16 protein-coding genes and 1 other RNA gene are annotated in these 13,287 nt (G+C 56.0%); 13 read left to right on the forward strand and 4 right to left on the reverse strand.

Going from position 1 to position 13,287, the window contains the following annotated elements; all coding sequences use genetic code 11:
• Positions 1-75: 75 nt before the first annotated feature.
• The 8 genes from N1689_RS15165 to N1689_RS15200 all read left to right on the forward strand — a co-directional run bounded on the left by N1689_RS15165 (position 76) and on the right by N1689_RS15200 (position 4,350).
• Positions 76-750, forward strand: coding sequence for a DedA family protein (locus N1689_RS15165; RefSeq protein WP_098052313.1), 675 nt, complete (start codon positions 76-78; stop codon positions 748-750).
• Entirely contained in the window at positions 750-1,097 is a 348-nt protein-coding gene (mzrA, locus tag N1689_RS15170) for an EnvZ/OmpR regulon moderator MzrA (protein ID WP_161735360.1), read from the forward strand. Before N1689_RS15165 ends, mzrA begins: the two co-directional genes overlap by 1 nt.
• A 190-nt stretch (positions 1,098-1,287) precedes the next feature.
• A complete protein-coding gene (locus N1689_RS15175) occupies positions 1,288-1,662 on the forward strand; it encodes a DUF1090 domain-containing protein (RefSeq protein WP_161735362.1) in 375 nt (124 codons plus the stop codon).
• A 35-nt stretch (positions 1,663-1,697) separates the two neighbouring features.
• Complete coding sequence (locus N1689_RS15180; RefSeq protein WP_089414886.1) at positions 1,698-2,003, forward strand: YqjD family protein; 306 nt, start codon at positions 1,698-1,700, stop codon at positions 2,001-2,003.
• Between the two features lie 2 nt (positions 2,004-2,005).
• The gene (locus N1689_RS15185; RefSeq protein ID WP_161735364.1) at positions 2,006-2,401 is read left to right on the forward strand and encodes a phage holin family protein; all 396 of its coding nucleotides are present in this window, start codon (positions 2,006-2,008) and stop codon (positions 2,399-2,401) included.
• Positions 2,401-2,685 (forward strand): YqjK-like family protein, encoded by a 285-nt coding sequence (locus N1689_RS15190; protein ID WP_260059340.1) that lies wholly within the window; start codon positions 2,401-2,403, stop codon positions 2,683-2,685. The genes N1689_RS15185 and N1689_RS15190 overlap by 1 nt, the downstream gene beginning before the upstream one ends.
• A 200-nt stretch (positions 2,686-2,885) precedes the next feature.
• Positions 2,886-3,299: a DoxX family protein gene (locus tag N1689_RS15195; RefSeq protein WP_161735393.1), complete on the forward strand. Its 414-nt coding sequence runs from the start codon at positions 2,886-2,888 to the stop codon at positions 3,297-3,299.
• A 76-nt stretch (positions 3,300-3,375) separates the two neighbouring features.
• Positions 3,376-4,350 carry a glutathione S-transferase family protein gene (locus N1689_RS15200; protein WP_253420123.1) on the forward strand — a complete coding sequence of 325 codons (975 nt, stop codon included), beginning with the start codon at positions 3,376-3,378 and terminating at the stop codon, positions 4,348-4,350.
• A 225-nt stretch (positions 4,351-4,575) separates the two neighbouring features.
• On the opposite strand, the gene rnpB is transcribed toward N1689_RS15200, so the two are convergent.
• Both rnpB and rsmI read right to left on the reverse strand, forming a co-directional pair.
• Positions 4,576-4,954: RNase P RNA component class A (gene rnpB, locus N1689_RS15205), an RNA gene on the reverse strand.
• 33 nt (positions 4,955-4,987) lie between these two features.
• On the reverse strand, positions 4,988-5,854 hold the full coding sequence (gene rsmI, locus N1689_RS15210) for a 16S rRNA (cytidine(1402)-2'-O)-methyltransferase (RefSeq protein WP_045139595.1): 867 nt from the start codon (positions 5,852-5,854) through the stop codon (positions 4,988-4,990).
• 62 nt (positions 5,855-5,916) lie between these two features.
• On the opposite strand from rsmI, the gene N1689_RS15215 reads away from it, so the two are divergent.
• The 4 genes from N1689_RS15215 to dolP are packed head-to-tail and all read left to right on the forward strand — an operon-like array spanning position 5,917 to position 9,510.
• Complete coding sequence (locus N1689_RS15215; protein ID WP_260059344.1) at positions 5,917-7,968, forward strand: penicillin-binding protein activator; 2,052 nt, start codon at positions 5,917-5,919, stop codon at positions 7,966-7,968.
• On the forward strand, positions 7,926-8,321 hold the full coding sequence (locus N1689_RS15220; protein WP_161735370.1) for a YraN family protein: 396 nt from the start codon (positions 7,926-7,928) through the stop codon (positions 8,319-8,321). The genes N1689_RS15215 and N1689_RS15220 overlap by 43 nt, the downstream gene beginning before the upstream one ends.
• Positions 8,322-8,335: 14 nt before the next feature.
• Positions 8,336-8,923, forward strand: coding sequence for a DnaA initiator-associating protein DiaA (gene diaA / locus N1689_RS15225; protein ID WP_003855538.1), 588 nt, complete (start codon positions 8,336-8,338; stop codon positions 8,921-8,923).
• Between the two features lie 14 nt (positions 8,924-8,937).
• Positions 8,938-9,510, forward strand: coding sequence for a division/outer membrane stress-associated lipid-binding lipoprotein (dolP, locus tag N1689_RS15230; RefSeq protein WP_161735372.1), 573 nt, complete (start codon positions 8,938-8,940; stop codon positions 9,508-9,510).
• 52 nt (positions 9,511-9,562) lie between these two features.
• Here dolP and N1689_RS15235 read toward each other — a convergent pair whose 3' ends face one another.
• On the reverse strand, positions 9,563-10,267 hold the full coding sequence (locus tag N1689_RS15235) for a pirin family protein (RefSeq protein WP_161735374.1): 705 nt from the start codon (positions 10,265-10,267) through the stop codon (positions 9,563-9,565).
• 129 nt (positions 10,268-10,396) lie between these two features.
• Here N1689_RS15235 and N1689_RS15240 point away from each other — a divergent pair, with 129 nt between their 5' ends.
• Positions 10,397-11,296, forward strand: coding sequence for a LysR family transcriptional regulator (locus N1689_RS15240; protein ID WP_013359142.1), 900 nt, complete (start codon positions 10,397-10,399; stop codon positions 11,294-11,296).
• A 22-nt stretch (positions 11,297-11,318) separates the two neighbouring features.
• On the opposite strand, the gene N1689_RS15245 is transcribed toward N1689_RS15240, so the two are convergent.
• Positions 11,319-13,229, reverse strand: a complete 1,911-nt coding sequence (locus tag N1689_RS15245; RefSeq protein WP_161735376.1) for a transcription antiterminator — start codon at positions 13,227-13,229, stop codon at positions 11,319-11,321.
• Positions 13,230-13,287: the final 58 nt, after the last annotated feature.

A 13,287-nucleotide genomic window follows, 5' to 3' on the forward strand; every position in this document is an offset into this window, starting at 1 on the left:
AAATTTATAACGAAATGCCGGTCTGCGTTTAAGTCCCTGTGGGACATATTTAACAATGATGTTCAGGAATGATTGATGGATATTTTGCAAGCGTTGCTGCATGCCCTGTGGCAACAGGACTACGAAACTCTCTCCGACCCCACGCTGGTATGGGCCATTTACGGCGTGCTGTTTATGATTTTGTTTTTAGAAAATGGTCTTCTTCCTGCCGCATTTCTGCCGGGTGACAGTCTGCTGATTCTGGTTGGTGTTCTGATTGCCAAAGGCACCATGAGTTTCCCGTTAACGATTCTGGTTCTCACTACTGGGGCCAGCCTTGGCTGCTGGGTGAGCTACATTCAGGGCCGATGGCTGGGCAATACGCCTACGGTACAGAAATGGCTCTCTCACCTTCCCGCCCAGTATCATCTACGCGCGCACAGTCTGTTCCATCGCCATGGTCTGTCTGCCCTGTTGATTGGCCGCTTTATCGCATTTGTGCGAACGCTGCTGCCGACCATCGCCGGATTGTCAGGCCTCAGTAATGCCCGCTTTCAGTTCTTCAACTGGGTGAGCGCCTTCCTCTGGGTAGTCATTCTGACCGTTATCGGCTTTGCGCTGGGTAAAACCCCGATTTTCCGTCGTTATGAAGATGAGATGATGTTCTTCCTGATGATGCTGCCACTGGCGCTACTGGTCTTTGGCCTGGTGGGATCGCTGGTCGTGTTATGGCGTAAGCGTCAGGCGAATCAGAACGGGAAAGCCGAGTAATGAAACTGCTGCAGGCTATTCCTAAACGGTGGATACCGTGGTTGATCGCTGGCGCACTTGCGCTGACCGCGCTTTGTGTGGTTCCTCCTCTGATGCAGCACGAGACGGTAGTGAAAATTCGGGTTTCTCATGCTGGTGCAACGCTGCCTGATGGCTTTTATCTCTATCAGCAATTAAGTGCGCAGGGTATTCGTATCAAAAGCATCACGCCTGCGGGTGACGCACTGATTATCCATTTTGACAGCGAAGAGCAGAGCCTGGCCGCACAGAAGGTATTGCGCCGATTGTTGCCACAGGGTTTTATCGTGGCCCAGCACGATCACGCTCAGCACCTCTCTCTGGCGTAATAAGCTCCTCTCTTTGCTTTCAGGCCGCCGCGGCAGGGTGTGGCAGTCTGAAAGGCGCCCTATCTCCCGGTCTTCTTTGAACTTTTTACTATCGATGTCTATGCTTAACTGAGAGTCGATTCTCAGCACGCGCAGGCATAACATTACGCGTGTGATGAGGAATCAGATCGCAATGGAAGGTTCAGGACCGATGAAATATCAAGTATTACTGGGCGTCGCGCTGCTTTCGTTGTCGGGTTCGCTGCTGGCAGCAGAATCGCTTTGTGAACAGAAAGAACAGGATATTCAGCGTGAAATCGGGATGGCACAGAAGCATAACAACCAGCGCCGGGTTAACGGCCTGGAGCGCGCGCTGACCGAAGTCCGGGCTGATTGCAGTGATAAAAAGCTGGAAGCGGCCCATCTGGAAAGAATTAATGCTCAGAAGCAGAAAGTGGCTGAGCGTGAGCACGCACTCAGGGAAGAGCGTGAAGAGGGCCATGACAGGGAGAAGATTGCCAGGCGACAACAAAAACTGGATGAAGCGCGCCGGGAGCTGAAAAAGTTACAGGCGGAGCCCTATTAATCGGAATTAACCAACTGATGTTAAAGGAGTATTTTATGTCTAAAGACACATCATCGGAACATTTACGTGCTGAACTGAAAAACCTTGCTGATACGCTGGAAGAAGTGCTGAGCAGCAGCACCGAAAAATCCAAAGGTGAGCTGGATAAACTTCGCAATAAAGCGCGTGTGGCGCTGGATAGCTCTCGTGAGCGGCTGGGCGAATCAGGCGAGCGCATCGCTGCGACTACGCGCGAAGCGGCGCAGAAAGCTGAAGGCTACGTGCGTGAAAATCCATGGCATGGTGTGGGTATCGGTGCAGCGATTGGCGTCGCACTCGGCATGCTCATTTCGCGTCGCTAACCATGGCAGACTCACAGCAGAACCACGGCCCGGCTAAAGGGGTCATTAACATCGGCCAGCGTATCGTTACCACGCTGGTTGGCATAGTTGAGACACGCGTTCGTCTGGCAGTGGTGGAACTTGAGCATGAGAAAGCGAATCTGATACAGATGCTGTTGATGACTGGCCTGACAATGTTGTTCACTGCATTTGGTCTGATGAGCCTGATGGTCCTGATCATCTGGGCAGTGGATGCACAATATCGTCTGATGGCGATTGGCATCACGACCGGTACGCTGTTTTTGCTGGCGGTTATTTTCGGACTCTGGACGCTTCACAAATCACGTCAGTCCACGCTGTTGCGCCACACGCGCAAAGAGCTGGAAACAGATCGTGATTTGCTTGAGGACCAGCGCTGATGAGTCGCCGCGAGCGTGAAGAACGCATCCATGAACTGCTTAAGCATGTGCAGCAGCAGCGGCTGGATTTAAGCGCTGCGCGGCGTGACTGGCTGGAAAGCACCGCCCACTACGATCGCGGCTGGTTTACTTTCCTCAGCTTACGTCGCTATCTGGCCATTGGCAGCAGCGCGCTGGCCGTTTACTCCATTCGCAGTCCCAGCAAGCTGTTGCGCTGGGCAAAGCGGGGATTCGGTGCATGGAGCACCTGGCGCATGATCAAGTCTGCTCTGCCCCCGCGTTAATTCTGCTTAAAGCCGGTCCTGAAAAGCCGGCTTTCTTCATCAGAATTTCTGAAGAACACTGACAGTATATCTCGCTTACAACCTTTCCACGCCGCGATTATCATCTCCAGCTATCAACCCAATGAATGCAGAACTGCTTTCAGCGGGCATAAACCCTGCGGGCAGCTTGCCCTGCATTCCTGATAGCGCTGGAGTAAATGATGAAAAAATTCGAAGACGTTGGTTTGTTACTGGCTCGCATCCTGATGCCAATCCTGTTCATTACGGCTGGCTGGGGCAAAATCACCGGTTATGCTGGCACTCAGCAATATATGGAAGCAATGGGCGTCCCGGGCTTTATGCTGCCGCTGGTTATCCTGCTGGAGTTTGGCGGCGGTCTGGCCATCCTGTTTGGTTTCCTGACCCGTTTCACTGCCCTGTTCACTGCAGGCTTCACCATCCTGACCGCGTTTCTGTTTCACAGTAACTTTGCCGAAGGCGTGAACCAGCTGATGTTCATGAAGAACCTCTCTATCGCCGGGGGTTTCCTGGTGTTAGGTCTGGTGGGTCCGGGTGCATATAGCCTTGATCGCCTGATTAGCAAAAGAAAAGCACAGCCAGCGATTGCGCGCTAATCTCACATAAAGCGTAATGCCACATATACTTAGCAGGGCGGGGACATTTCCCCGCCCTGTTTGCATTGGAGCCATTATGGGACAGTTAATTGACGGTGTCTGGCATGACACCTGGTACGACACTAAATCTACCGGCGGACGCTTCAAGCGTTCAGAGTCGGCTTTCCGCAACTGGGTTACCGCGGATGGCAGTGCTGGCCCGGCAGGTAAAGCGGGATTTGTCGCCGAACGCGACCGCTATCATCTTTATGTCTCGCTGGCCTGCCCCTGGGCGCACCGCACGCTGCTGATGCGCCAGCTGAAGGGCCTGGATAGCATGATCGATGTCTCCGTGGTGCATCCGCTGATGCTGGAGAATGGCTGGACCTTCGATGATAGTTTTCAGGATGCGACCGGCGATAAGCTCTACCAGAATGAGTTCCTCTATCAGCTCTATCTGCACGCCGATCCGCAATACAGTGGCCGCGTAACCGTGCCGGTATTGTGGGACAAACACCAGAATACCATCGTCAGCAATGAGTCGTCGGATATCATCCGCATGTTCAACAGTGCGTTTGATGCGGTGGGCGCCCGTGCCGGTGACTACTATCCCGAAGCGCTGCGCGAGAAGATTGATGAGCTGAATGGCTGGATCTACGACACGGTGAACAACGGCGTCTATAAGTCAGGCTTCGCCACGTCGCAATCCGCGTACGATGAGGCCGTCACGGCGCTGTTCCATTCGTTGTCGCGGCTGGAGCAGATCCTGGGCCAGCATCGCTACCTCACTGGCGATCAGCTGACCGAAGCGGATCTTCGGTTGTGGACCACGCTGGTGCGCTTTGATCCGGTCTATGTGACCCACTTTAAATGCGATCGCCATCGCATCAGTGACTACAGAAACCTCAGCGGTTTCCTGCGTGATATCTATCAGATGCCGGGTATCGCAGAGACGGTTAATCTGCCACATATCCGCCATCATTATTACTGCAGCCATAAGACCATCAACCCGAACGGCGTCATTTCGCTGGGCCCGGCGTTTGACTGGGATGAGCCGCACGGCCGCGGTTAAGCTGCCTGCATATCGCGCAGGGAGCAGATACAATCTGACCGCAATGACAATCTAAACGCGAAGGGAACAGGGTCAGAAGAGGAAAGCGTCCCGCGCCAGGGATGACGGATTTTGCGACTTTCCGATCTGACCCTGTTTCCTTTGCAGGCGCGATCTCACCGCTGACCTTCAAACCACCGCACGTCACAAAGCAAAAACCCCGCCGAAGCGGGGTTTTTGATAAAAAGTCGAAGCTGACCGTTAAGCCGGGTTCTGTCGTGGACAGTCATTCATCTAGGCCAGCAATCGCTCACTGGCTCAAGCAGCCTACCCGGGTTCAGTACGGGCCGTACCTTGTGAACCCCTATTTGGCCTTGCTCCGGGTGGAGTTTACCGTGCCACGAACTGTTGCCAGTCGCGCGGTGCGCTCTTACCGCACCCTTTCACCCTTACCTGATCCCATTTCTGGGCCATCGGCGGTTTGCTCTCTGTTGCACTGGTCGTAGGCTTGCGCCTCCCAGGCGTTACCTGGCACCCTGCCCTATGGAGCCCGGACTTTCCTCCCCTCTGCCCGTCTCCCCACAAGTGAGGACGACGACAAAGCGGCGACTGTCTGGTCAGCTTCGGCGCAGGATAATAGGCGATTCGCCAGCGTTTGTCACGCCTCTTGCTGCTCCAGCGCATACTTATAAAGAGCATTTTTCTTCACGCTATGGATCTCAGCGGTCAGCGCAGCCGCGCGTTTCAGTGGCAGCTCTTTCTGCAGCAGCGCCAGCGTACGTAGCGCATCGGCCGGTAGCGCATCTTCATCATCGACTTTATACCCTTCAACAATCAGCACCATTTCGCCTTTGCGACGATTCTCATCTTCTTTCACCCAGGCCAGCAGCTCGCCAACCGGTGCACCGTAGATCGACTCCCAGGTTTTAGTCAGCTCGCGCGCCAGCACCACGTAGCGTTCGGCGCCCAGCTCACTCACCATATCCTGCAGGCTGTCGATCAGACGATGAGTCGACTCATAGAAAATCAGCGTGCGTGGCTCCTGCACCAGCGCCCGCAGCGCATCGCAGCGGCCTTTGGTTTTAGCGGGCAGAAACCCTTCGTAACAGAAACGATCGGATGGCAGTCCTGCAGCACTTAACGCGGCAATGGCAGCACAGGCACCGGGCAGCGGCACCACACGAATACCCGCTTCACGGCAGCGACGCACCAGATGGTAGCCCGGATCGTTGATTAGCGGCGTGCCAGCATCGGAAACTAAGGCTATGCTTTGACCCTCCTGCAGCTTCGTTAACAGCAGTTCAGCCTTATGCTGCTCGTTGTGGTCATGAAGTGAGAAGAGTCGCGCATTGATGGCGAAATGTTGTAGCAACAGCCCGGTATGACGTGTATCTTCCGCAGCGACCAGATCGACGCTCGAAAGCACCGTCAGCGCCCGCTGGGTGATATCACCCAAATTACCAATCGGGGTTGGAACGATGTAGAGCGTGCTGGCAGAAATCTCTGCCCGATCGAGTTGTTTCATTGTTTCATCCGAATTGCCGATTTAATATTGAGCATCTTGAAAAAAACATCACTGGATACAGTATGCTTCCTTCAAAAGTCGTTCGTCATAAAGCAGGACGCTTTCTGCCTGTCATTCTTGCTGGGCTGATTTTAGCCGCGTGTAGCGGTCAGGGGCCGCAAACCTCAACCGTCAATATTCAGGGGCCAGTCACCGCCAGCTCCGCTTACTATCTGCAGCAAGCGCAGCAAAGCAGCGATGATAGCAAGACCGACTGGCAATTACTCGCAATCCGCGCCCTGTTGAAGGAAGGAAAGTATCCTGAAGCGACCCAGCAACTGAGCCAGTTGCCGCAGCAGCTCTCAGAGACGCAGCAACAGGAATCCCTGCTGCTGAGAGCGCAATTGCTGATTTCACAGCAGAAAACCAAAGAGGCTGAACCCCTGTTAGCACAGGTGAAAACCGGTTCGCTGTCGCAGGATCAGCTGGCACGTTATTACAGTCTGCAGATCGCCAGCGCCCAGGGTCGCCCTTCACTCTCACTGCTGCGCACCTATATTGCGCAGGAGCCGCTGCTGAAAGGCACCGATCATCAGGCCAACATTGACGCCACCTGGCAGACCCTGACGCAGATGTCACCACAGGAGGCCAGCAACCTGGTGATTAATGCCGACGAAAATGTGCTGCAGGGCTGGCTCGATCTGCTCGCGGTCTGGCGTGCCAACGCCCAGGATGCGGAGATGCTCAAGTCCGGCATCAAAGACTGGCAGACCCGCTATCCGCAGAACCCGGCGGCTAAAACGCTGCCGACGCAGCTGAGCCAGATGCAGAACTACACTAAAGCCTCTACCAGCATCATCGCCCTGCTGCTGCCGCTGAATGGCCAGGCGCAGGTCTTTGCGAATGCGATTCAGAAAGGCTTTAACGACGCGAAGAATGGCGTAACCGCGCCGGTCGCCCAGCCAGCGGCTGCCCAGCCTGCTTCTGCAGATGCGACGGCCAGCACGCAACCTGCCGCCGCGGGATCGGCTGCCGATCCCATCAGCGCGCCGCAGCAGTCTGCTGACACCACAACACAACCTCAGTCACAGCCCCAGTCTCAGTCTCAGTCTCAGTCTCAGTCTCAGCCTGCTGCAGCCGCACCGGCCAGCAACGCCCAGATCAAGGTTTATGACACCAGCAGCCAGCCTATTGAGCAGGTCATGCAGCAGGCCCAGCAGGATGGTGCGACTATCGTGGTCGGCCCGCTGCTGAAGAGCAACGTTGAGAAGGTCGCCAACAGCCAGACGCCACTGAATGTGCTGGCGCTTAATGAGCCGGAAAAGATCCAGAACCATCCGAATATTTGCTACTTTGCGCTTTCTCCTGAAGACGAAGCGCGCGATGCCGCGCACCATATCTGGGATCAGGGCAAACGCCAGCCGCTGTTGCTGGTGCCGCGCAGTGGACTGGGCGATCGCGTCACCAACGCTTTTGCTCAGGAGTGGCAGACGCTGGGGGGCAGCACCGTCATGCAGCAACGCTTTGGCACGACATCTGAGCTGAAACAGGGCATCAACAGCGGTGCGGGCATCAGCTTATCGGGTACGCCTGTGAACGCTGCACCTGCCGAGCCACAGGGCGTTTCGATTGCAGGCCTCACCATTCCAGCACCGCAACAGAGCACGCCAGATGTGGTCAGCACCAGCAGCGGTGGCGGCGTCGATGCGGTCTACATCGTCTCCACGCAGGATGAACTGCAGCTGATCAAACCTATGATTGCCATGCGCACTGGCAGTCGCAGCAACATTTCGCTCTATGCCAGCTCGCGCAGCGCGCAGGCAGGTGCAGGACCGGACTTCCGTCTGGAAATGGATGGCCTGCAGTTCAGCGATATTCCGCTGCTCTCCGGCAGCAACCCTGGCCTGATGCAGCAGACCTCGAAGTCATTCAATAATGACTACTCGCTGGTGCGTCTCTATGCCATGGGAATGGATGCCTGGACGCTGGCGAACCACTTTAACCAGATGCGTCAGTCTGCTGGCTTTACGCTGGATGGTAATACCGGCAAGCTGAGCGCCGACACGGATTGTGTGATCAACAGGAAGTTGACATGGAACCAGTATCGTCGGGGCGAAATCGCACCGGCCAACTAAATCGCCGTCAGATTGGTGCCGGGCATGAAGAAAATGCCCGACACTATCTGGAGCAGGCAGGCCTGATATGGGTCGCCAGCAATGTTCACTTTCGCAACGGTGAACTTGACCTGATTATGCGTGACGGGCACTGTTGGGTGTTTGTTGAAGTCCGCTACCGGCGCGATGCGCGTTATGGTGGCGCACTCGCCAGCATTACCCGGAATAAACAACAAAAGCTGCTGCGCGCCGCTGCTCTCTGGCTGGCGCAACGCGGCGGCAGTTTTGAAACAGTGAATTGCCGTTTCGACATCATCGCCATTACCGGCACGGCGCTCGAGTGGCTGCCGAATGCCTTTAATGCAGACGTTTAGAACCAGGTGGTCGTGTGCAGGAAAGAATTAAAGCGTGTTTTACCGAAAGTATTCAGACTCAGATTGCCGCAGCAGAGGCGTTGCCCGACGCTATTTCCCGCGCAGCCATGACGCTGGTGCAGTCGCTTCTGAATGGCAATAAAATCCTCAGCTGTGGCAACGGTGCCTCATCCGCCAATGCACAGCACTTCGCCGCCAGCATGATTAACCGTTTTGAGACTGAGCGTCCCAGCTTACCGGCGCTGGCATTAAGTGCAGACAACGTGATGCTGACCGCGATTGGTAATGATCGTCTGCACGATGAGATCTATGCCAAGCAGGTACGCGCGCTGGGACACGCAGGCGATGTACTACTGGCTATCTCAACCCGGGGCAACACCCGCGATATCGTTAAGGCCGTCGAAGCAGCGGTAACACGCGATATGACTATCGTTGCGCTTACCGGGTATGATGGCGGAGAGCTCGCCGGACTGCTGGGGCCGCAGGATGTGGAAATCCGCATTCCATCGCACCGTAGCGCCCGTATCCAGGAGATGCATATGCTGACCGTGAATTGCTTATGCGATCTGATCGATAACACTCTCTTTCCCCATCAGGAATGACCGAAGGAGCACGAATGAAAGCATTGAATGCTATAGCTATTCTGTTAACCGCCATGCTGCTTCAGGGCTGCGTTGCGGTTGTGGCTGGCGGCGCAGCGGTTGCCACCAAAACGGCGACCGATCCACGCTCGGTAGGTACGCAGGTTGATGACGGCACTCTGGAGCTGCGCGTCACTAACGCGCTGGCGAAAGATCAGCAGATTAAAACCGATGCACGCGTCATCGCCACGGCTTATCAGGGCAAAGTGCTGCTGACCGGTCAGGCACCTTCGCAGGATATCGCCAATCGTGCCAAACAGATCACCATGGGCGTCGATGGCGCAACCGAAGTCTATAACGAGATCCGCATCGGCCAGAAAGTGACGTTAGGCACTACGTCGTCCGACACCTGGATTACCACCAAAATCCGATCGCAGCTGTTGGGCAGCGATCAGGTGAAATCCTCCAACGTGAAAGTGACGACCGAGAATGGCGAAGTATTCCTGCTGGGTCTCGTGACACAACAGGAAGCGCAGGCTGCGGCCGATGTTGCCAGCCGCGTCAGTGGCGTGAAGCACGTCACTACGGCCTTCACCATGCTGAAGTAACTCCTGAAACGCAAAAAAGGCGGCCATGGCCGCCTTTTTTATGGTCCGATTTTCAGACCGGAATGTCGATGACCAGCGCGCGGGTCGCGGTTTTTGCTGTCAGCTGCAACTGTTTCTCTTCCTGTAAAAACGCACCATCGCCACAGCCCAGCTTCTCCTGATGATCCGTGCCGGACATCGCCTCCAGCGAGCCATGAATCGACTGCAGATAGGCGCGCGGGCCCTGTATCGGCAGCGAGTAATGTTCGCCCGGTGCCAGCTCGACCTGGTGGATCCACACCTGCTGACGCAGTTGCAGACTATCGTCCACGCCATCCGGCGAGGCGATAAGCTGAGACAAGCGACCTTCCGTGAGGGCTATTTTCTGCATCCGCAGATTTTCGCGCTCCGGACAGGCAGCCAGCCAGAGCTGCATGCGTGTCAGCGGGCGATCTTTGCTCAGATTAATTTCGGTGTAACTCACACCGGGTTGAGCAGAGAGCAGCAGCGCTTCCCCTTCCCGCACGCTGATCGTATTGCCTTCGCTGTCGCGATATTCGGCTTCACCCTGCAGCACGATGTTCAGCACATCGACCTGCGGATAGGTGCGCGGCTGAAAAGCGGCACCCGGCGCCAGCACTTCCTGGTTCAGTACGCGCAGCGATGCGTACCCCATCAGTTTGGGATCAAAATAGTGGCCAAAAGAGAAACTGTAGCGGCCCTGCAACCAGCCGAAATCGGCCTGACCACAGGCGGACGCACTGCGTGTCGTTATCATTATTTACCTCCGGCATCCGGTGACGAGGATCGGCCACGGACTTTATGCACCCATGGTAAAAGTCTGGACGCCGGATTGTTAGCCAGTTAATCTGCCCGGCATGTTCAAATTTCCTGACAGAGAACCGGGATGGCTAAAGAGCGTGCGTTAACCCTTGAATCGTTACGCGTTATGGATGCGATCGATCGCCGTGGCAGTTTTGCAGCAGCAGCGGATGAACTGGGGCGTGTACCTTCTGCCCTCAGCTACACTATGCAAAAGCTGGAAGAAGAACTGGATGTGGTGCTGTTTGACCGCTCCGGTCACCGCACCAAATTTACCAACGTGGGGCGCATGCTGCTGGAGCGTGGCCGGGTACTGCTGGAAGCGGCCGACAAGCTCACCACCGATGCGGAAGCGCTGGCGCGTGGCTGGGAAACCCATCTGACTATCGTTACCGAAGCGCTGGTGCCCATTGATGCACTCTTTCCGCTGGTGACCCGTCTGGCCGACAAAGCTAACACGCAGTTTTCGCTGGTCACAGAAGTACTGGCGGGCGCATGGGAACGACTGGAACAGGGCCGCGCCGATATCGTGATTGCCCCCGATATGCATTTCCGCGCCTCCACCGAGATCAATACCCGCAAGCTCTACACCATGATGAGCGTCTACGTCGCCAGTGCAGATCACCCGATTCATAACGAGCCGGAACCGCAGTCTGAAGTGACGCGGGTGAAATACCGTGGCATTGCAGTCGCGGATACTGCGCGCGAACGGCCGGTGCTGACCGTGCAGTTGCTGGATAAGCAGCAGCGCCTGACCGTGAGCAGCATGGACGATAAGCGCCGTGCGCTGCTGGCGGGTCTGGGCGTGGCAACCATGCCCTATTCATTAGTCGAGCAGGATATTGCTGAAGGTCGTCTGCGGGTAGTGAGCCCGGAGTATACCCGCGAGGTCGATATTATTATGGCGTGGCGACGTGACAGCATGGGCGAAGCCAAATCCTGGTGCCTGCGCGAGATCCCGCGCCTGCTGGCGAAGAAAAACTAAGTATCGTGGTTTCAGGGCGAAGCTAAGACCGGCTCAGGCAATCCATCGCCACCGCCCTGAAGCTGTTAAAATCGCTGCTGTCCCGCAGGCGGGTCATCGCCCGTTCACGCAGGAACGTCACAAACAGATCGTAAATTGCCATTGCTTCTTCATATTCACTTTTGCTGATCGCCAACAGGAAGATGACATAGGCGGTATCGTCGCCCCACGCGATGCCGTGCGGTGCCAGCACGGTATAGACCACGGTTTTCTTTGCCAGCAGTCCCAGCGAATGCGGCAGCGCAATCCCTTCGCCAAGCATGGTGCTGACAATCGCTTCACGCTCTTCAACCGACGGACAGAACGCCGCATCCACAAAGCCCTCCAGTTCCAACTGATCGCACAGCTGACGAAACAGTTCAGACTGGGTCATCGGCCTGTCAACGATATGAAAGTGCTGGGCATCAAAAAATTTCGCCAACATGTAGGGCCGGGTCCGGTCAACCAGCACCAGCTTGCCAATCTGCTCCAGCTGAAAACCGGTGGGAAACGGTGACATCACTACCACCGGTTTCTCTTTTTCACTGAGCCGGATGGTCGAGATAACAAAATCCTCGTCAATACGACTTCGCGCTTCATATTCGCGCTGTGACAGGCGCGCCGTGATCTGTAACTGCGGGTATTTGCGCAGCAGCATCGCCTCTATCATGCGCAGCGTAGAGTTACCACTGTCGCACACCAGCAACACCTGCGGATGACGCTGATAGCCCACGTCATAGTGGCGCTCCAGCCCGACGCCAATATGCAGCACCAGAAAGCCGATCTCATTCTCGGAGATAACATATGGAGTATATTTCCCCCAGCTGGTCACCGCCGCTAAGGTGACATCGTAGGCCATCGGATAGTGCTGCTTAATGTTGCTGAGCAGCGGGTTGGGAATGTGGATCTGATAACGCACCCGGGTAATCATAGTTTTGATGTGGGTGAGCAGGTCAGCACGCAGCTGCTGATCGTTTTGCAGATTGAAGTTGTAGTGCGTGTTGATAAAGCTGAGCAGATAATCCACCAGCGCGTCGGCATCATCCGCATTGATGGCGCTGGGCGCGATCGCCTGAATGCGTCGCGCCGCAATATTGACCCGCAGCCAGTTCTCTTCCGCCGGTGAAATCGGTTTGCTGACCAGCGGGCGCATCAGATTAATCAACTGATGCGCCGCTTCCCGCACTTCATCGCCAATCTCCTCGGCACCCGGATCGTTAAGCGGATAGCCCTCGCTGATGCGACGCACCGCCACGGCGCAGTAAAGCCGCAGATAGCGTTCACCTTCATCGCTGAGGCGAATGTTGTGTTGAGCAAAACAGCTTTGCAGCAGCGGGCGCAGCGTCTCCAGCATGCCGCTGTTCAGCGCTTCAATCGTCAGCAGCGGACTCTCTGGCTGCGCCTGATCGATTTGCCATAACAGGTCGGTCAGGCAGGTACGAATTGCCACTTCGCTGCCAAACAGCTTCATGCCGTAGTGTGGCTTGCTCTCAATGGTGAGGTGATAGCGACCCAGCCATTCGCGCACCTCCGCCATATCATTCTGCAGGGTGGCGCGGCTGACAAACCACTCTTCGGCCAGCTCTTCAAGTTTCAGCGAATAAGCCGCAGTGAGAAAGCGGGTCAGCAGGTAACGAACCCGGTCTGGCGAGGTGCGTGGCACTCGTAGCGGCGACGCGGTGTGCTGCTGCAGATGCTGAAAGCGCTGAACATCCTCAATCTTCAGCTGATAGCCCGCGCCACGGCTCAGGATAAACTGCGCGCCATGCTCTGCCAGCAGCGCATTCAGCGCCGTGATATCGGTGCGCACAGTGCGGGTCGAGACGGCAAAACGCCGCGCCAGCTCATCCTGAGGCAGCGTTTCGTTTTGCAGGGCATCGAACAGTTGCGCAAGGCGCTGATTGGGAAATCTCACAAGCGTTACCTGTTTGCAGACAGAGAGTGGGAACATCAGCCTACGGCGATCGTCACGC

The sequence above is a fragment of the Pantoea sp. XY16 genome, assembly GCF_025153065.1.
GTDB classification, from domain to species: Bacteria; Pseudomonadota; Gammaproteobacteria; order Enterobacterales; family Enterobacteriaceae; genus Pantoea; species Pantoea alfalfae.